This window comes from Pseudomonas sp. GL_090, assembly GCF_057837765.1.
In genome coordinates, this window is the sequence record NZ_CM174452.1 from 5,049,853 (window position 1) to 5,069,141 (window position 19,289).

Below are 19,289 nucleotides of genomic sequence, written 5' to 3' on the forward strand. Positions count from 1 at the left end.
CCGCTCATCTCGCCGGGCGGTTTCATCACGCCGCCCGGCGAGGAATTTTTACTGTCAGGCGCCTTGCTGTTCGTCTCGTTACCAAGCGCCTCATCTTTCTCCAAGGAATCGCCATGACTACCCAGGCCACTGCACAACGCACCAACCTGCGTTCGCAACGTTTGAACCAGATCACCAACGAGCCACACAGCAAGCTCGATGCCCTGGTCAAGGCCCATGCTCCGTTTGAAACCCCGGCCAGTTTCGCCCGCTTCGTGGTGGCGCAGTACCTGTTCCAGTCGGAATTGGTGTCGCTGTACAACGATGCCGAACTGACCGCCATCGTCCCGGACCTGCCGGCCCGCTGCCGTGCCGATGCCGCCAGGGCCGACCTCGCGGACCTGGACACCGACGTGCCGGCACCTGTGGCCGGTGCACTGAAGCACCCGACCAAGGCCGAGGCCCTGGGCTGGATCTTCGTCTCCGAAGGTTCGAAGCTCGGCGCGGCGTTCCTGATCAAGCGTGCCGTGGGCCTTGGCCTGAGCGAAACCTTCGGCGCCCGCCACCTCGGCGAACCGGCCGGTGGCCGCGCGGAAGGCTGGAAGCGCTTCGTCAAGACCCTGGACGGTCTGGCATTCAGCGCCCAGGAAGAAGCCGAAGTGGAAAAAGGCGCCATCGACGCGTTCAACCGTTTTACGGTGTTGCTGGAGCAGGCTTACGCTACCGAAGCTGCCTGACACACCACTGCCCCTGTGGGAGCGAGCCTGCTCGCGATGACGGAATGACATTCAATAGAGATGTCGACTGTAAGACCGCTATCGCGAGCAGGCTCGCTCCTACAAAGGGCCGGGTCAATCTGCAGGATCTCCATTCAGCGTCACACGCCTCCCGAGCCCATGCCCGCATCAACAAAACTCTCCCGCCTCCTCTTCGGCCTGCTGGCCTACGTCAGCCTGGGCGTCGGCCTGATCGCCATCGTCATACCCGGCCTGCCAACCACCGAGTTCATCCTGCTGGCCGCCTGGGCCGCAACCCGAAGTTCGCCGCGCCTGAGTGCCTGGCTGGAAAACCACCGGCTGTTCGGCCCCATCCTCCATAACTGGCGCAACGGCAGGATCATCGCGCGCCGGGCAAAAATCAGCGCCTCTGTCAGCATGCTGTTATGCGCCGGTCTGATGCTGGTGATGCTCGATCACGGCTGGCCGATTTACCTGGCAATTGCCGGTATGGGGCTGGGCAACCTGTGGATCTGGTCGCGACCGGAATCACTGTCGCAATCGACCTGAAACCTCTTCAAACCGCCCTGTATCAGCCGGCAACGGCACACTTGAAAGTACCTACTTCCTGTTCGGATTTCTCCTACGTGTTTATCAGGTCATCCATTTCTGTGTCTGGCCGTTAAGCACCATGACGCCCACAACGAGAAGCTGACATGAATGTAAGTGCCGCTGCATCTTTTCAAGTTCCGTATCCGCAAACAGTGAAGGCGAACACGGAAAAAGCCCAATCCAAGAAAGTCGAAGGCTTTGTAGTAGATGAGAAAAGGGTGAATTTGACCATCGAGAAACTCCGGTCCCCTATAAAAACAGGTATCACTAGCGAAGATCTGGATGAGTTGGAAAAATTTTTGGAGGTATCCGGTACAGGCAGCAAGTATTCCGGCCTGCGTTATGAAATAAAGTGCCATAGAGACCTAATCCTTTGGGCTAAAGAGCTTCGCGCAGGAGATATGCTCCATGATATGGAAGGGATATACGCCAACTTCAAAAAAGACCTGCAAAGTAAATGGCCAGTCATGGCCAAAAACGTCATTGGTTTCACGATAGCCGAAGACGGTCGGTTGAAAGTCACTTCGCCCCCCAACACATTGACCCCCAAGGAAGAGGAAATACTGAATAGCCTGTTGAACAAGACCAAAGGCTTGCAAGCCTTGACTCTCAAGCACGCAATCGCCGTGATCGAACTGGTCCAGCTGGACAAGCCACAGTTCGAGGGCAAGGTGAAACTGGACTTGAGCAACTTCCATACGCTGATTGACTATGGATTATTGTTGAGCAAAGGCGCATTGGACCTGAGAAGCCCGGACTCTTGGCTGGACCAATTGCATAAAAAGTCCGACCAGGATCCGAGCGTGAAAAAGCAGGGACTGCACATCGAGGTCTGATCGTATGATTCGCTCGGCAAAGCGCTCATGCACACTCGCTTTGCCGGGAACATGACAGCCCTAATTACGCAACATCCTTTGATAGCATATCTGTGCGAATGAAACGTTCGGCACTCTGCGACCTCCCACCCCCGACGCGTCTTTGCCTTTAACCTGGATCAACCAATACCCCCGGTTGTATTCGACTTCCCACTTATTGCGATACTTGCCACTGCTGGTCCAGAAAGGGTCAGACTTCAATTGGCCGTGACACCCGTCCAACTGAATGGCGCCCGCAGCGTGACCAGTACCGTCTGTTACAAGATCGAACGAATCCTCATCCGCCCCCTTGTTCAATTTTAAAGTAGCGGTACCACCCTCGAGTGGGTTACCTGTCGAATCCTTCAACCGGACCGACCAATTCAAAACTCTGTAGGCCTGTGTGGTCGCCCAGTAGGACGGTAACTCGCCTGCATCGCCCTGGACGTGACTGTCGGCGTAATAAGGTGCTGAACCCAACTTAAGGTCGTAGGTATCACCCACCACGAACGGGCCAGACAGCGTCTTCGAGATGCGAACCTGAACGGCTTGACTCGGCTCCAGGCCAGACACCGCAAAGGGTTCCCCCCAAGGGATATTCACCCAGTTTTCATTGCGACTATATTCCAGAGTCAATGGCCCGCCTTTTGTCACACCCGCATGGATCAACACGTCCTGTCCCCGTACGGCGATGAAGCTGTAATGCTTCACATCGGTTTCGTCAGCCAGGCTGTCCTCGAGCGTGTTCAGTTTGTCCGGCAGTACCGTTACCGCCGTTGTTACTTGAGAAGCGGTACATATATATGTTGGAGCACACACCCCCAGCCCGTCGCCTCAAAACTCGAGACGTGAACTCCTCCTGAATCCGCCCCGCGTTTTTCCTATTTTTAACCCCATTTTCGGCACATTTTCCTGCGCAAACGTTCAACCAATACCGTTCGTCGGGTTGCCCCTCATGTAACCTCAACGCCACGCCGATGTGCATTGATCGGCGCTAAATGGATTTAGCGAGTGAGCCGCAACGGCCCACAGCCAACACTTCATCCATTCGCGAGCTCGCCCTATGTTCGACTCACTGTCCATCCGCCTGAAAATCGTCCTGCTGTCCGGTCTGTGCCTGCTGGGCGTAGTCGCCTTGATAGTGGGCATGAACATCTACCAGACCAATCAGAACGATGACCTGGTCAGCGATTCCAGCAGCACAATGCTCACCACCAGTGTGCAGGACCTGCTCCAGGCCAAAGCCGCCGAGCAAGCGGTGCGGGTGCAGAAGACCTTCGGTGAAACCCTGACGGTGGTGACCGCCCTGGCCGACCAGATCAAGGACATGCGCACCCTGGCCGCCAAGCGCTCGCTGGAGCCCGGCGCTTTGCGTGAGGAATTGAACCAGAGCCTGAAAACCGCCTTCGAGCGCAACAGCAAAGTGCTGGGGATCTGGCTGGCCTTCGAACCCAACGGGCTGGACGGCAAGGACAGCGAATTCGCCAACGACGCCGCCCGCCAGTCCAACGAGATCGGTCGTTTCGCCACCTACTGGAGCCGCGCCGGCGGTGAGTCGTTGAACACAATCATGGTCGAAGAGGACATGACCAAAACCACCCTGAACCTCAGCGGCACGCCGTACAACGTCTGGTACACCTGCCCGCGGGACAGCAAGCGCATCTGCCTGCTCGACCCCTACGCCGATACGGTCGGCGGCAAGGAAGTGTTGATGACCACCATTTCCGTACCGCTGCTGGTCGAAGGCAAGTCCATCGGCGTGGTCGGTATCGACATCGCCCTCGACGCCCTCCAAGCGGCGGCGGTCGACTCCCAGCGCGACCTGTTCAACAGTGCCGGGCACATGCTGATCGTTTCCGGCACCGGCGTGCTGGCCGCCTACAGTGTCGATGCCGGCAAAGTCGGCAAGAACATCGGCGACACCCTGGGCGGCGATGGCAAGGACATCCTGCAATTGCTCGCCAATGGTGCGCCGAAGATTCTCCAGCAAGGCGACCTGATCCGCGCGGTGTACCCGGTCAGCCCGATTAGCGATGCCAAGGCCTGGGCCGTGGTGATCGACCTGCCCAAACAAGTGCTGCTGGCCGATTCGGTGAAGCTGCAAGCGGTGCTCGACGATGCCCAGCAAAGCGGCACACTCAAGGCGCTGTCGGTGGCGGTGATTGCCGGCCTGCTCGGGCTGTTGCTGATGTGGCTCACCGCGTCCGGCGTGACCCGCCCGATCAACAGCGTGGCCGACATGCTCAAGGCGATTGCCAGTGGCGACGGCGACCTGACCCAGCGCCTGCACTACAGCAAGAAGGACGAGCTGGGTGAACTGGTGGGCTGGTTCAACCGCTTCCTCGACAAGCTGCAACCGACCATCGCGCAGATCAAGCAAAGCATCACCGATGCCCGTGGCACCGCCGACCAATCTTCGGAAATCGCCCGCCAGACCAGTGAAGGCATGCAGGTACAATTCCGCGAAATCGACCAGGTCGCCACCGCGTCCAACGAAATGAGCGCCACCGCCCATGATGTCGCCAACAGCGCCTCGAACGCGGCCAACGCGGCGAAAGGTGCCGACCAGTCGGCCCGCGACGGCATGTCGATCATCGAGCGCAGTACCCGCGACATCAATCAACTGGCCGAAGAAGTCAGCAAGGCCGTGACCGAAGTCGAAGCCCTCGCGGTCAACAGCGAGCAGATCGGTTCGGTGCTGGAAGTGATTCGCAGCATCGCCGAACAAACCAACCTGCTGGCGCTCAACGCGGCGATTGAAGCTGCCCGTGCCGGTGAAAGCGGTCGTGGCTTTGCGGTGGTGGCCGATGAAGTGCGCAACCTGGCCAAACGTACCCAGGATTCGGTGGAAGAGATTCGTCTGGTGATCGAACGCATCCAGAGCGGCACCCGCGGCGTGGTCGCCACCATGCATTCGAGCCAGACCCAGGCCCACAGCAACGCCGGGCAGATCCAGCAGGCAGTCCAGGCCTTGGGCAAGATCAGCGACGCGGTCACCGTGATCAGCGACATGAACCTGCAAATCGCCAGCGCCGCCGAACAGCAAAGCGCCGTCGCCGAAGAGGTCAACCGCAACGTCTCGGCGATCCGCACCGTCACCGAAACCCTGACCGGCCAGGCCACGGAATCGGCGCAGATCAGCAGCCAGCTCAATTCCCTGACCACCCACCAGATGAAGTTGATGGATCAGTTCCGCGTTTAAATAGTCACCACATCCCCCCTGTGGGAGCGAGCCTGCTCGCGAAAGCGGTCTTTCAATCAACATTGATGTTGAATGTAATTCCGTCATCGCGAGCAGGCTCGCTCCCACAAGGTTTCACATGATCCAGCCATGTTTGAACTAAGATCTGGCTCTCACTCCAGAGGGCCCTTCGATGACTGATCTGCTCACGTCCATTCAAGCCGCACTCGGTTTGCCTCATACCCCGATTCCATTCACGTCCAGCGGCGCCCTGCCCTCGGCGTTTGCCGTCACGGATCTGGCCTGCGCCAGCATTGCCGTCGCAGGCCAGGCCGCCAGCGAACTGCTGCACCAGCAAACCGGGCGCCTGCCCGACCTTGAAGTTGACCGGCGCCTCTCATCATTCTGGTTCGCAACCTCGATTCGCACGCTTGGCTGGAGCGTTCCGCCGCTGTGGGACCCGATAGCCGGTGACTACGCCACCCGCGATGGCTGGATTCGCCTGCACACCAACGCGCCCCACCACCGCGCCGCCGCCGAAAGCGTGCTCGGCGCCTGTACGGACCGCTCAGCGATGACCGGCAAAGTGGCCCGATGGGCGAACAACGAACTGGAGCAGGCGGTGGTCGATGCCGGTGGTTGCGCCGCCGAAATGCGCACCTGGGAACAATGGCAGGTCCATCCTCAAGGCCAGGCAGTGAATGCCGAACCCTTGATTCTGTTCGCCAACCACCCAAGCCAGAGCCGCAAACCGTGGACAGGTTCAGTTGCTCGACCGTTGGCCGATATCAAGGTGCTGGATTTGACCCGAGTACTGGCAGGCCCCATTGCCAGTCGCTTTCTGGCAGGCCTCGGTGCCGATGTCTTGCGCATTGATCCGCCGACCTGGAACGAGCCCGGGGTGGTGCCGGAAGTCACCTTGGGAAAACGCTGCGCGCGTCTTGATCTGAACGACAGGTCCGACCGCGCCGTATTCGAATGCCTGCTCAAGGACGCCGACATTCTGCTCCACGGCTATCGCGCCGATGCACTGGAGCGACTTGGCCTGGGCATGAATGAGCGTCGGCAACTGAACCCCGGCCTGATCGACGTTTGCCTCAACGCCTATGGCTGGAGCGGCCCCTGGCAAAACCGGCGGGGCTTCGACAGCCTGGTGCAGATGAGCAGTGGCATCGCCGAAGCGGGCAGGCGCTGGAAACAGGCGGACAAGCCGACGCCATTGCCGGTACAGGCCCTCGATCACGCCACCGGGTATTTGATGGCGGCCAGTGCGATCAGGTTGTTGGCGCAGCGGTTGAACGACGGTACGGGGGGCTCGGCCCGGTTGTCGTTGGCGCGTACGGCAAGGTTGTTGATCGAACAGGGTGCCGGCCCGAATGAATCGTTGCGTGGCGAAGATCAACACGATCAGGGGCTACAGATTGAGCAAACGCCCTGGGGGCCGGCGCATCGATTGCAGCCGCCCCTGAAGATCATCGGAACGCCGCTGCAGTGGGCATTGCCCGCGACTGAGCTGGGTTCACATCCCGCGCAGTGGTGGTGACTTTCAGATGGCTATCGCGAGCAGGCTCCCCACAGGTAACCGGGTTCTCCCGGACGACCGCGATCAAATGTAGGAGCGAGCCTGCTCGCGATAGCGCCAGCAGAGACAACACTAAACTCGCTCCCGATCAATCAGGGCGACTCAACGAAGTCCACAGCACCTGCGCCGCATACCCCCGATAAGGCCGCCAGGTTTCGGCTCGCGTTAAAAGCTGCCGCGCCGTCACCGGCCCACCTTCCAGCGCCGTCAACGCATTGATCAGCCCGACATCACCATTGGGAAACCCATCCATCTCCCGCAACTGGCGCAAGGCAATGTACTGCGCCGTCCAGTCACCAATCCCGTGCAACGCCAGCAACCGCGCTACGCCCCCCTCCCGGCCGGGCTCAAACAATCGTGGATCATCGAGCAGTGCCTGAGCCACCCCCGACAAGGTCCGGCCTCGGCTTTTCGGCATGCCCAGCGCTGCCAGATCTGCGCCTGCCAAAACGCTGGCCCGGGGAAACACATGGGTCAAACCCGATAGCTCTGAACTCAACGGCACACCGTACTGCGCCACCAGTTTCCCCGCCAATCTGATCGCCGCCACCACCGTGATCTGCTGCCCCAGTATCGCGCGGATCGCCAATTCCAGCCCATCCCAGGCCCCCGGCACACGCAGCCCGGGGCGCTCGGCAATCAACCGGGCCATTAGCGGATCAACCGCTAAATGCCGATGGATCGTGGCGAGGTCGGCATCCAGATCAAACATCTGCCGCACGCTTGCGACGATTTCGGGCACGGCGTTCGAGTCGGGAAAATCCAGCGTCAGCTCCAGGGCATCAGACGTAGCAGGTCGGATAGAAAAGCTGCCGTGCTTACCCTTCAGTTCGATGCCGCGCGAGTAAACGCCGCCGGCAACCGTCTCCAATCCTGCAATCGCCCGCGCCGACAAAAAACCCAGCATCGCCGGCCAGTCATAGGGTGGCTGATACGCCAGCAACACCTTCACAGGCTCAACAACCCGCTGTACAAGCCATAGGCCGCCAGCCCCGCATGGCCCAGAGCGATGCGAGCAATCATCGGGCCCACCACCAACGCGCTCAATGCGCTCAAGCGAAGCTTGTTCAGTGATTGCGACATCGTTGCATCTCCATTTTTCGGGCGGCAACTGCCGCGAGACCGTCACATAGCGGATGTTAATTAAATTGATGAAGAGTAATGACGTTTATTGAATAACGCCAACAACCGTCTTTTAACTTGCACAAAACGGCTAAATGGACGTCGTTATAACCATTTGCTTTATACGCTTTATTAATACATCAATTTTGTACAAAACCCGTTAAGAGCATTTTCAGATCCTGAACAACCAACTAACGTCATAATTCGAAACAAATGCAAAAAAGTTCTTAAATAACCTGCAAAAGCCTCTAGAACAAGCATTACAGACAGCCACCCTGCAAACAATGGCACTCTGCCAACAAACTGTAGCACTCTCATTTAGTGATCCAAGTCAGCTGATTGGATAGCCAACGGAATTAGTCTGTTGCCTCTCTTCTCCTGCATTGGAGTCATGCAATGTCTGAAGCACCCGGAAAATTGAAACTCGGCGCGCTGATTGCGTTAGTCGTAGGTTCAATGATTGGTGGCGGGATCTTTTCCTTGCCACAAAACATGGCCGCCAGCGCGGATGTCGGCGCCATTCTGATCGGTTGGGCGATTACCGCGGTCGGCATGCTCACCCTGGCATTCGTGTTCCAGACCCTGGCCAACCGCAAACCCGATCTTGATGGCGGTGTCTACGCCTACGCCAAGGCCGGTTTCGGCGACTACATGGGCTTCTCGTCCGCCTGGGGGTACTGGATCAGTGCCTGGCTGGGGAACGTCGGGTACTTCGTACTGTTGTTCAGCACCCTCGGCTACTTCTTTCCGCTATTTGGGGAGGGCAATACCCCTGCTGCCGTGATCGGCGCCTCGGTGCTGCTCTGGGCCGTACATTTCCTCGTGCTGCGAGGAATCAAGGAAGCCGCGTTCATCAACCTGGTGACCACCGTCGCCAAGATCGTGCCGCTGCTGCTGTTCATGTTGATCGCGTTGTTCGCTTTCAAACTGGACATCTTCACCGCCGACATCTGGGGCTTGAAGAACCCGGACCTTGGCAGCGTGATGGATCAAGTGCGCAAAATGATGCTGGTCACCGTGTGGGTGTTCATCGGCATCGAAGGCGCGAGCATCTTTTCGGCCCGGGCGGAAAAACGCAGCGACGTGGGTAAGGCCACCGTGATCGGCTTTGTCACCGTGCTGCTGTTTTTGGTCCTGGTCAACGTGTTGTCGCTGGGGATCATGACCCAGCCGGAACTGGCCAAACTGCAGAATCCGTCCATGGCCGCCGTGCTGGAACACGTGGTCGGTCACTGGGGCGCGGTGCTGATCAGCGTTGGTCTGATCATCTCATTGCTGGGGGCGCTGCTTTCGTGGGTGCTGCTGTGCGCGGAGATCATGTTCGCTGCCGCCAAGGACCACACCATGCCGGCGTTTTTGCGCAAGGAAAACGCCAACCATGTACCGGTCAACGCCCTGTGGCTGACCAACGCCATGGTGCAGATCTTCCTGATCATCACGCTGTTCTCGGCCAGTACTTACCTGTCGCTGATCTACCTCGCCACCTCGATGATCCTGGTGCCCTACCTGTGGTCGGCGGCCTACGCACTGCTGTTGGCGGTCCGCGGCGAAACCTACGAAGGCGCGCTGGCCGCACGCAAGAAAGACCTGTTTATTGGCGCCGTGGCCCTGATCTATGCGATCTGGCTGATTTACGCCGGTGGCATGAAATACCTGCTGCTCTCGGCCCTGCTCTACGCCCCCGGCGTGATTCTGTTCGCCAAAGCCAAGCTGGAAATCAACAAACCGGTTTTCACCAACGTCGAGAAGCTGATTTTCGCTGCGGTGGTCGTCGGCGCCGTGGTGGCGGCCTACGGTCTCTACGACGGTTTCCTGACCCTTTAGCCCCCTGTTTCCAGGATCACTACCCTTTTTTGTCATCTGGAGGATCACTGCAATGACCACGGAAAAAGTTAAGTACGGCGTCCATTCCGAAGCCGGCAAACTGCGCAAAGTCATGGTTTGCTCCCCAGGCCTGGCCCATCAGCGGCTGACCCCGAACAACTGCGATGAACTGCTGTTCGATGACGTGCTGTGGGTGGCCCAGGCCAAGCGCGACCACTTCGACTTCGTCACCAAGATGCGCGAACGCAACATCGATGTGCTGGAAATGCACAACCTGCTGACCGACATCGTCGCCATTCCCGAAGCCCTGGACTGGATTCTGGAACGCAAGATCACCGCCAACTCGGTGGGCCTGGGCCTGATCAACGAAACGGCCTCTTGGCTGCGCAGCCTGGAGCCACGCAAGATCGCCGAGTTCCTGATCGGTGGCGTGTCGGGCGATGATTTGCCGACCAGTTTCGGCGGCAAAGCCATCGAGATGTTCCGCGACTTCCTTGGCAACTCCAGCTTCATCCTGCCGCCGCTGCCCAACACCCAATTCACCCGCGATACCACCTGCTGGATCTACGGTGGCGTCACCCTCAACCCGATGTACTGGCCGGCACGCCGTCAGGAAACCCTGCTGACCACCGCCATCTACAAGTTCCACCCCGAATTCACCAACGCCGACTTCCAGATCTGGTACGGCGACCCGGACAAAGAACATGGCAACTCCACCCTTGAGGGCGGAGATGTGATGCCGATCGGCAACGGCGTGGTGTTGATCGGCATGGGCGAACGCTCGTCGCGCCAGGCCATTGCCCAACTGGCGGTGAACCTGTTCAAAAACAAGGCCGTCGAGAAAGTGATCGTCGCCGGCCTGCCGAAATCCCGCGCGGCGATGCACCTGGACACCGTGTTCAGCTTCTGTGATCGCGACCTCGTCACGATCTTCCCGGAAGTGGTGAACAAGATTGTCGCCTTCACCCTGCGTCCCGATGAAAGCAAGGCGGGCGGCATCGACATCCGCCGCGAAGAAACCAGCTTCCTCGATACCGTCGCCCAGGCCCTCAACCTCAAGGCCCTGCGCGTGGTGGAAACCGGCGGCAACAGCTTCGCCGCCGAACGCGAGCAATGGGATGACGGCAACAACGTAGTGGCCCTGGAGCCCGGCGTGGTCATCGGCTACGACCGCAATACCTACACCAACACCCTGCTGCGCAAGGCCGGTGTGGAAGTGATCACCATCAGCGCCGGCGAACTCGGCCGGGGACGGGGCGGCGGCCATTGCATGACCTGCCCGATCATCCGCGACCCGATTGACTACTAACCTGTTCACCTTAGGAGATCCAAAATGGCGTTCAATATCCATAACCGCAATCTGCTGAGCCTGGAACACCACACCCCTCGCGAATTGCGCTACCTGCTCGACCTGTCCCGCGACCTCAAGCGTGCCAAGTACACCGGCACCGAACAGCAGCATCTCAAGGGCAACAACATCGCGCTGATCTTCGAAAAGACCTCGACCCGCACCCGCTGCGCGTTCGAAGTCGCAGCCTATGACCAGGGCGCCAACGTTACCTACATCGACCCGAACTCTTCGCAGATCGGCCACAAGGAAAGCATGAAGGACACCGCCCGAGTGCTCGGGCGCATGTACGACGCCATCGAGTACCGTGGCTTCAAGCAGGAAATCGTCGAGGAACTGGCCAAGTTCGCCGGCGTGCCGGTGTTCAACGGCCTGACCGACGAATATCACCCGACGCAAATGATCGCCGACGTGCTGACCATGCGAGAACACGCCGACAAGCCCATCCACGAGATCAGCTACGCCTACCTGGGCGACGCGCGCAACAACATGGGTAACTCCCTGCTGTTGATCGGCGCCAAGCTCGGCATGGACGTGCGCATCTGCGCGCCCAAAGCCCTGTGGCCGGCGGACGACCTGGTGGGCCGCTGCAAGCAATACGCAGAAGAAAGCGGCGCGCGCATCACCCTCACTGAAGACCCGAAAGCGGCGGTCAAGGGCGTGGACTTCATCCACACCGATGTCTGGGTATCGATGGGCGAGCCGGTCGAAGCCTGGGCCGAGCGCATCCAGCAACTGCTGCCGTATCAGGTCAACGCCGAACTGATGAAAGCCACCGGCAACCCGCGCACCAAATTCATGCACTGCCTGCCGGCGTTCCACAACTGCGACACCAAGATCGGCAAGCAGATTGCCGAGCAGTACCCGCACCTGAGCAACGGCATCGAAGTGACCGATGACGTGTTCGAGTCGCCGGCCTGCATCGCCTTCGAGCAAGCGGAAAACCGCATGCATACGATCAAGGCGATTCTGGTGTCGACGCTGGCTGACCTTTAAGACCGGCACCGGTCAATGTAGGAGCGAGCCTGCTCGCGATAGCGGTCTGACATTCAATATTAATGTCGACTGATGCTGCGCAATCGCGAGCAGGCTCACTCCTACAATTGACCGAGTCGTTTGCCTTTCCTCTGTTTAGAAGGACTGCACCATGCGTATCGTCGTAGCTCTTGGCGGTAATGCCCTGCTCCGCCGGGGCGAACCCATGACCGCTGACAACCAGCGCGCCAACATCCGAATCGCCACCGAACAGATCGCCAGGATCCATCCCGGCAACCAACTGGTCATCGCCCACGGCAATGGCCCTCAGGTCGGCCTGCTGTCATTGCAGGCGGCGGCCTACACCTCGGTTTCGCCCTATCCGCTGGACGTGCTCGGCGCCGAGACCGAAGGCATGATTGGCTACATCATCGAACAGGAACTGGGCAACCTGCTGGACTTCGAAGTGCCCTTCGCGACCTTGCTGACCCAGGTCGAAGTCGATGCCAATGACCCGGCCTTCAAGAACCCCACCAAACCCATCGGCCCGGTCTACAGCAAGGCCGATGCGGAAAAACTCGCCGCCGAAAAAGGCTGGGCCATTGCCCCGGACGGCGACAAATACCGCCGCGTGGTCGCCAGCCCGAAACCCAAGCGCATCTTCGAAATCCGTCCGATCAAATGGCTGCTGGAAAAAAGCAGCATCGTGATCTGCGCCGGCGGCGGCGGCATTCCGACCATGTATACCTCGCCCGGCAAACTCGAGGGCGTCGAAGCGGTCATCGACAAGGACCTGTGCTCGGCGCTGCTGGCCGAACAGCTTGAAGCCGATCTGCTGGTGATCGCCACCGACGTCAACGCCGCGTTCATCGACTTTGGCAAACCCACGCAGAAAGCCATCGCCCAGGCCCACCCCGACGAAATTGAGAAACTCGGCTTCGCCGCCGGCTCCATGGGACCGAAGGTGCAGGCAGCCTGCGAATTCGCACGCCATACTGGAAAAGTCGCAGTGATCGGCTCGCTCGCGGACATCGAAGCGATCGTCCAGGGCAAGGCCGGTACGCGCATCAGCACGGCGACACCGGGCATCAGCTATCAGTAAACGAAACATCGGGGCAGGCCTGAGGCCTGTCCTGATTCGAGATCTTTTGAAGGAGAGTCAACAATGGCAACGTTCGAGCCGGGTCACCTGCACATCGAGCGACACGCGCTGAACAAGGATGATGTCAGCTACAACATCCACATCGACTATGAAGTCAGCCAGGACCCCAAGGAAGGCAAAGGGATGCTGTTCAAGATGCACGGCAGTATTCAGAACAAGGACATGAGCGAGTCGTTCTTCCTGCCCAAGGACATGGCCTACAACTTCGCCAGCAACGTCACCAAGATTGCCGAAAAGCATGGCATCCCGAAAACCCATAGCAACATCGGTTCGATCCACAAGCACTACGACGCGATGTTCGAGGACGTGCGGGTGCAGTTGAACATGAAATCGGGCGACCCGGTCAAACCCGAGCACCTGGAATAACCTGCCGAGCCTGTAGGAGCGAGCCTGCTCGCGAAGACGTAGTGTCAGACAATATTTTTAGTGACTGATACACCGCTATCGCGAGCAGGCTCGCTCCCACAGGGGGGCATCACCCCATTGAAGGTCGCGCAAAATTTCACCATTAGCCCGCCCCAAGGCATACTTGCCACCCTCCGCACTGCAGACCCCAAGACCGCCCCATGCGTATCCACGTCAGCTTCATCGACCGCGTCGGTATCACCCAGGAAGTCCTGGCCCTGCTCGGTGGGCGCAATCTGAACCTGGATGCGGTGGAAATGGTCCCGCCCAATGTCTATATCGACGCCCCGACCCTGAGCCCGCAAGTGCTCGAGGAACTGCGCGATGCCCTGTTCAGCGTGCGTGGCGTGCAAGCGGTGACGGTGGTCGACATCCTGCCCGGCCAGCGCCGGCACTTGCAGCTCGACGCCTTGCTGGCCGCCATGACCGACCCGGTGCTGGCACTGGACAGCGACGGCAAGGTGCTGCTGGCCAACCCGGCCCTGATCGCCCTGTACGGCCGCGAACCGGACGGTGAAAGCGTGGGCGACCTGTTTGCCGACCCGGCCTTGCTCGACGCCCTGCTCGAACACGGCTTTCGCCTGCCGCTTCGGGAAATCACCGTCAACGGCCAGACCCTGTTGCTCGACGCCACGCCGATTACCGACGCCGGCGCCCTGCTGACCCTGTACCAACCGAACCGCATCGGCGAACGCCTCTCCGCGCTGCACCATGACCACGCCGAAGGTTTCGATGCCCTGCTCGGCGAGTCCCCGGTGATCCGCACCCTCAAGGCGCGCGCCCAGCGGGTGGCGGCCCTCGATGCACCGCTGCTGATCCAGGGCGAAACCGGCACCGGCAAGGAACTGGTGGCCCGCGCCTGCCACGCCATCAGTGCCCGGCACAATTCACCCTTTCTGGCGTTGAACTGCGCGGCATTGCCGGAGAACCTCGCCGAAAGCGAACTGTTCGGCTATGCCCCTGGCGCTTTCACCGGCGCACAACGGGGCGGTAAGCCGGGACTGATGGAACTGGCCAACCAGGGCACGGTGTTTCTCGATGAAATCGGCGAGATGTCACCGTACTTGCAGGCCAAATTGCTGCGTTTCCTCAACGACGGCAGTTTTCGCCGGGTTGGCGGTGACCGTGAGGTCAAGGTCAACGTACGAATCCTCAGCGCGACCCACCGCGACCTGGAAAAAATGGTCAGCGAAGGCCTGTTCCGCGAGGACCTGTTCTATCGCCTCAACGTCCTTAACGTTGAAGTGCCGCCGCTACGCGAGCGCGGCCAGGACATCTTGCTGCTGGCCCGCTACTTCATGCAGCAGGCCTGCGCGCAGATCCAGCGACCGATCTGTCGCCTGGCACCGGGCACTTACCCGGCGCTGCTGGGCAACCGCTGGCCGGGCAACGTGCGGCAATTGCAGAACGTGATCTTCCGCGCCGCGGCAATTTGCGAAAGCAGCCTGGTGGACATCGGCGACCTCGACATCGCCGGCACCTCGGTGGCTCGCCAGGGCGACCATGACGTCGACAGCCTGGAACAGGCCATGGACGAGTTCGAGAAAACCCTGCTGGAAAAACTCTACGCCAGCTACCCCTCGACCCGGCAACTGGCGACGCGTCTGCAAACCTCCCACACGGCGATTGCCCATCGGTTGCGCAAGTACGGGATTCCGAGCAAGGCCTGACACAACACAACCTGTGGGAGCCAGCCTGCTGGCGATGGGGTCATATCAGTTAACATCTTTATTGCCTGCCACACCGCAATCGCCAGCAGGCTGGCTCCCACAGGTTTTGTGTTCGCCCCGCAAATCCCACTCTAAATACGACCTCCATCTGTACTGAAAGCGCTACAGCGGAACGATATCGCTACACCCCTCTCCGATCACGGCTGTACAAGGCTTTGATCCACCTCGGCTTTTATCATTGACATGTGCCGTATCGATTTCGCTACAACGATTGATTTTCAGACTTTGTCGAAACCACCTAAATCATTGATCAATAACAATAAAAACAACGTTGGCCGCGTTCTTGCTATGTACTCCCCCATAACCCGGGCATCGCCCAAGCATTCAATCGCGTCCACCAGACGAGTCTGGCCCCCTTAGGAGTTTCCATGAGCGAGTTGCGTTTTACTGAAGATCACGAATGGCTGCGCACCGAAGCTGACGGCAGCGTCACGGTCGGCATCACCGCTTTCGCACAGAACGCCCTGGGCGACGTGGTTTTCGTTCAACTGCCTGAGCTGCAGTCCTACGACAAAGGCGCCGAAGCCGCCACCGTGGAATCGGTAAAGGCTGCCAGTGGCGTGTACATGCCGCTGGACGGCGAAGTGCTGGAAGTGAACCCGGCGCTGGACAGCAGCCCTGAACTGGTCAACGAAGATCCGCTGGGCGAAGGCTGGTTCTTCCGCTTCCAGCCGAGCGACGCCTCGGCAGTCGCCCAACTGCTGGATCAGGACGCCTACGACCGCCTGATCAAAGCCCAAGCCGAAGCCTGAGGAGCACTGACATGACCCAAGTGAATCTGACCACCGCCAACGAATTCATCGCCCGTCACATCGGCCCGCGCGCCGGTGACGAGCAAGCCATGCTCAACAGCCTCGGTTTCGACTCCCTGGAAGCCCTGAGCGCCAGCGTGATTCCCGACAGCATCAAGGGCACCAGCGTCCTCGGCCTGGAAGATGGTTTGAGCGAAGCCGATGCCCTGGCCCTGATCAAGTCCATCGCGACTAAGAACCAGCTGTTCAAGACTTTCATCGGCCAGGGTTACTACGGCACCCACACGCCGTCGCCGATCCTGCGCAACCTGCTGGAAAACCCGGCCTGGTACACCGCCTACACCCCGTACCAGCCAGAAATCTCCCAGGGCCGTCTCGAAGCGCTGCTGAACTTCCAGACCCTGATCAGCGACCTCACCGGCCTGCCGATCGCCAACGCCTCGCTGCTCGACGAAGCCACCGCCGCTGCCGAAGCCATGACCTTCTGCAAACGCCTGAGCAAGAACAAAGGCAGCCACGCCTTCTTCGCCTCCGTGCATTGTCACCCGCAGACCCTCGACGTACTGCGCACCCGTGCCGAGCCTTTGGGCATCGACGTGGTGGTTGGCGACGAGCGCGAGCTGAGCGACGTGACGCCATTCTTCGGCGCCCTGCTGCAATACCCGGCGAGCAACGGTGACGTGTTCGATTACCGCGAACTGACCGAACGCTTCCACGCCGCCAACGCCCTCGTTGCCGTGGCTGCCGACCTGCTGGCCCTGACCGTGCTGACCGCGCCGGGTGAATTCGGTGCCGACGTGGCCATCGGCAGTGCACAACGTTTCGGCGTACCGCTGGGCTTCGGTGGCCCGCACGCGGCGTACTTCTCCACCAAGGACGCGTTCAAGCGTGACATGCCGGGCCGCCTGGTCGGTGTTTCCGTAGACCGTTTCGGCAACCCGGCCCTGCGCCTGGCCATGCAGACCCGCGAGCAACACATCCGTCGCGAGAAAGCCACCAGCAACATCTGCACCGCGCAAGTACTGCTGGCCAACATCGCCAGCATGTACGCCGTGTACCACGGTCCGAAAGGCCTGACGCAGATCGCCAATCGTGTGCATCACCTGACCGCAATCCTGGCCAAAGGCCTGAGTGCACTGGGCCTGAGCGTCGAGCAAGCGAGCTTCTTCGACACCCTGACCGTGAAGACCGGCGCGCAAACCGCTGCCCTGCACGACAAGGCACACGCCCAGCGCATCAACCTGCGCGTGGTCGATGGCGAGCGCCTGGGCCTGTCCCTGGACGAAACCACCACTCAGGCTGACGTTGAAGCCCTGTGGACACTGCTGTCCGACGGCAAGGCCCTGCCGGATTTCACCGCCCTCGCCGCTTCGGTGCAGAGCGCCATCCCGGCCACGCTGGTACGTCAGTCGCCGATCCTCAGCCACCCGGTGTTCAACCGCTACCACTCGGAAACCGAGCTGATGCGCTACCTGCGCAAACTGGCGGACAAGGACCTGGCGCTGGACCGCACCATGATCCCGCTGGGTTCGTGCACCATGAAGCTCAACGCCGCCAGCGAAATGATCCCGGTGACCTGGGCCGAGTTCGGCGCCCTGCACCCGTTCGCCCCGGCCGAGCAAAGCGCCGGTTATCAGCAATTGACCGACGAACTGGAAGCGATGCTTTGCGCCGCTACCGGTTATGACTCGGTATCTTTGCAACCGAACGCCGGTTCCCAAGGTGAATACGCAGGTCTGCTGGCGATCCGTGCCTACCACCAGAGCCGTGGCGAAGACCGTCGCGACATCTGCCTGATCCCGTCGTCGGCCCACGGCACCAACCCGGCCACCGCCAACATGGCCGGCATGCGCGTGGTCGTCACCGCCTGCGATGCCCGTGGCAACGTCGACATCGAAGACCTGCGCGCCAAAGCCATCGAGCACCGCGAACACCTCGCCGCGCTGATGATTACCTACCCGTCGACCCACGGCGTGTTCGAAGAAGGCATCCGCGAAATCTGCGGCATCGTTCATGACAACGGCGGCCAGGTGTACATCGACGGTGCCAACATGAACGCCATGGTCGGCCTCTGCGCCCCGGGCAAGTTCGGCGGCGACGTTTCGCACCTGAACCTGCACAAGACCTTCTGCATCCCCCACGGCGGTGGCGGCCCGGGCGTCGGCCCGATCGGTGTGAAATCGCACCTGGCGCCATTCCTGCCGGGCCACGCACAGATGGAGCGCAAGGAAGGCGCCGTTTGCGCGGCACCGTTCGGCAGCGCGAGCATTCTGCCGATCACCTGGATGTACATTCGTATGATGGGTGGCGCGGGCCTCAAGCGTGCTTCGCAGCTGGCGATCCTCAATGCCAACTACATCTCCCGTCGCCTCGAAGAACACTATCCAGTGCTGTACACCGGCAGCAACGGCCTGGTGGCGCACGAATGCATCCTTGATCTGCGTCCACTGAAAGACAGCAGCGGCATCAGCGTCGATGACGTCGCCAAGCGCCTGATCGACTTCGGCTTCCATGCGCCGACCATGTCGTTCCCGGTGGCCGGCACGCTGATGATCGAGCCGACCGAAAGCGAATCCAAAGAAGAACTGGACCGTTTCTGCGATGCCATGATCCGCATCCGCGAAGAAATCCGCGCAGTGGAAAACGGCACCCTGGACAAGGACGACAACCCGCTGAAAAACGCCCCGCACACCGCCAAGGAGCTGGTGGGCGAGTGGTCGCACCCGTACAGCCGTGAGCAAGCGGTGTACCCGGTTGCGTCGCTGATCGAAGGCAAGTACTGGCCGCCGGTCGGTCGCGTCGACAACGTGTTCGGCGACCGCAACCTGGTCTGCGCCTGCCCGTCGATCGAAAGCTACGCTTAAACGAATGAGGGGGCGGAATCATCCGCCCCCAATTTCCAGAACACCACAGCCCCCTGTGGGAGCGAGCCTGCTCGCGATGACGGACTGACAGCCACCATCGTTGTCGACTGAACGACCGCTATCGCGAGCAGGCTCGCTCCCACAGGGAACTGAGCCAAGCCTCAGATCCCGCCATACCCATAA

16 protein-coding genes and 1 pseudogene are annotated in these 19,289 nt (G+C 60.2%); 14 read left to right on the forward strand and 3 right to left on the reverse strand.

What is annotated here, in order from left to right:
* The first annotated feature begins 113 nt into the window (after nucleotides 1-113).
* The 3 genes from AC3ITA_RS22715 to AC3ITA_RS22725 all read left to right on the forward strand — a co-directional run bounded on the left by AC3ITA_RS22715 (nucleotide 114) and on the right by AC3ITA_RS22725 (nucleotide 2,143).
* Entirely contained in the window at nucleotides 114-716 is a 603-nt protein-coding gene (locus tag AC3ITA_RS22715; protein ID WP_095942755.1) for a biliverdin-producing heme oxygenase, read from the forward strand.
* A 159-nt stretch (nucleotides 717-875) separates the two neighbouring features.
* Nucleotides 876-1,265 (forward strand): YbaN family protein, encoded by a 390-nt coding sequence (locus AC3ITA_RS22720; RefSeq protein ID WP_150673646.1) that lies wholly within the window; start codon nucleotides 876-878, stop codon nucleotides 1,263-1,265.
* 146 nt (nucleotides 1,266-1,411) lie between these two features.
* Complete coding sequence (locus AC3ITA_RS22725; RefSeq protein ID WP_489278401.1) at nucleotides 1,412-2,143, forward strand: hypothetical protein; 732 nt, start codon at nucleotides 1,412-1,414, stop codon at nucleotides 2,141-2,143.
* A 60-nt stretch (nucleotides 2,144-2,203) separates the two neighbouring features.
* Here the strand turns inward: AC3ITA_RS22725 and AC3ITA_RS22730 are convergent, their stop codons facing one another.
* Nucleotides 2,204-2,872, reverse strand: coding sequence for a hypothetical protein (locus AC3ITA_RS22730; protein ID WP_150673648.1), 669 nt, complete (start codon nucleotides 2,870-2,872; stop codon nucleotides 2,204-2,206).
* 616 nt (nucleotides 2,873-3,488) lie between these two features.
* Here AC3ITA_RS22730 and AC3ITA_RS22735 point away from each other — a divergent pair.
* The 3 genes and pseudogenes from AC3ITA_RS22735 to AC3ITA_RS22745 all read left to right on the forward strand — a co-directional run.
* Nucleotides 3,489-4,505 (forward strand): annotated as a pseudogene (locus AC3ITA_RS22735) (methyl-accepting chemotaxis protein); the annotation flags it as partial.
* A 102-nt stretch (nucleotides 4,506-4,607) separates the two neighbouring features.
* Nucleotides 4,608-5,363 carry a methyl-accepting chemotaxis protein gene (locus tag AC3ITA_RS22740; protein WP_404942368.1) on the forward strand — a complete coding sequence of 252 codons (756 nt, stop codon included), beginning with the start codon at nucleotides 4,608-4,610 and terminating at the stop codon, nucleotides 5,361-5,363.
* A 172-nt stretch (nucleotides 5,364-5,535) separates the two neighbouring features.
* Complete coding sequence (locus AC3ITA_RS22745; protein ID WP_489278402.1) at nucleotides 5,536-6,885, forward strand: CoA transferase; 1,350 nt, start codon at nucleotides 5,536-5,538, stop codon at nucleotides 6,883-6,885.
* A 127-nt stretch (nucleotides 6,886-7,012) separates the two neighbouring features.
* On the opposite strand, the gene AC3ITA_RS22750 is transcribed toward AC3ITA_RS22745, so the two are convergent.
* Both AC3ITA_RS22750 and AC3ITA_RS22755 read right to left on the reverse strand, forming a co-directional pair.
* The gene (locus AC3ITA_RS22750) at nucleotides 7,013-7,876 is read right to left on the reverse strand and encodes a DNA-3-methyladenine glycosylase family protein (RefSeq protein ID WP_489278403.1); all 864 of its coding nucleotides are present in this window, start codon (nucleotides 7,874-7,876) and stop codon (nucleotides 7,013-7,015) included.
* A complete protein-coding gene (locus AC3ITA_RS22755) occupies nucleotides 7,873-8,007 on the reverse strand; it encodes a hypothetical protein (protein WP_489278404.1) in 135 nt (44 codons plus the stop codon). Before AC3ITA_RS22755 ends, AC3ITA_RS22750 begins: the two co-directional genes overlap by 4 nt.
* Nucleotides 8,008-8,442: 435 nt before the next feature.
* On the opposite strand from AC3ITA_RS22755, the gene arcD reads away from it, so the two are divergent.
* From arcD to gcvP, 8 genes are all read left to right on the forward strand, one after another.
* The gene (gene arcD, locus AC3ITA_RS22760; protein ID WP_095942762.1) at nucleotides 8,443-9,870 is read left to right on the forward strand and encodes an arginine-ornithine antiporter; all 1,428 of its coding nucleotides are present in this window, start codon (nucleotides 8,443-8,445) and stop codon (nucleotides 9,868-9,870) included.
* A 52-nt stretch (nucleotides 9,871-9,922) separates the two neighbouring features.
* Nucleotides 9,923-11,179 carry an arginine deiminase gene (gene arcA, locus AC3ITA_RS22765; RefSeq protein ID WP_095942763.1) on the forward strand — a complete coding sequence of 419 codons (1,257 nt, stop codon included), beginning with the start codon at nucleotides 9,923-9,925 and terminating at the stop codon, nucleotides 11,177-11,179.
* 24 nt (nucleotides 11,180-11,203) lie between these two features.
* On the forward strand, nucleotides 11,204-12,214 hold the full coding sequence (locus tag AC3ITA_RS22770; RefSeq protein ID WP_095942764.1) for an ornithine carbamoyltransferase: 1,011 nt from the start codon (nucleotides 11,204-11,206) through the stop codon (nucleotides 12,212-12,214).
* A 151-nt stretch (nucleotides 12,215-12,365) separates the two neighbouring features.
* Nucleotides 12,366-13,295 (forward strand): carbamate kinase, encoded by a 930-nt coding sequence (arcC, locus tag AC3ITA_RS22775; protein ID WP_095942765.1) that lies wholly within the window; start codon nucleotides 12,366-12,368, stop codon nucleotides 13,293-13,295.
* Between the two features lie 63 nt (nucleotides 13,296-13,358).
* Nucleotides 13,359-13,721 carry a DUF5064 family protein gene (locus AC3ITA_RS22780; protein WP_095942766.1) on the forward strand — a complete coding sequence of 121 codons (363 nt, stop codon included), beginning with the start codon at nucleotides 13,359-13,361 and terminating at the stop codon, nucleotides 13,719-13,721.
* A gap of 200 nt (nucleotides 13,722-13,921) precedes the next feature.
* A complete protein-coding gene (locus AC3ITA_RS22785) occupies nucleotides 13,922-15,430 on the forward strand; it encodes a sigma-54-dependent transcriptional regulator (protein ID WP_414929441.1) in 1,509 nt (502 codons plus the stop codon).
* 428 nt (nucleotides 15,431-15,858) lie between these two features.
* Nucleotides 15,859-16,242: a glycine cleavage system protein GcvH gene (gene gcvH, locus AC3ITA_RS22790; RefSeq protein WP_008047373.1), complete on the forward strand. Its 384-nt coding sequence runs from the start codon at nucleotides 15,859-15,861 to the stop codon at nucleotides 16,240-16,242.
* 11 nt (nucleotides 16,243-16,253) lie between these two features.
* A complete protein-coding gene (gcvP, locus tag AC3ITA_RS22795) occupies nucleotides 16,254-19,106 on the forward strand; it encodes an aminomethyl-transferring glycine dehydrogenase (RefSeq protein WP_095942768.1) in 2,853 nt (950 codons plus the stop codon).
* The last annotated feature ends 183 nt before the right edge of the window (nucleotides 19,107-19,289 follow it).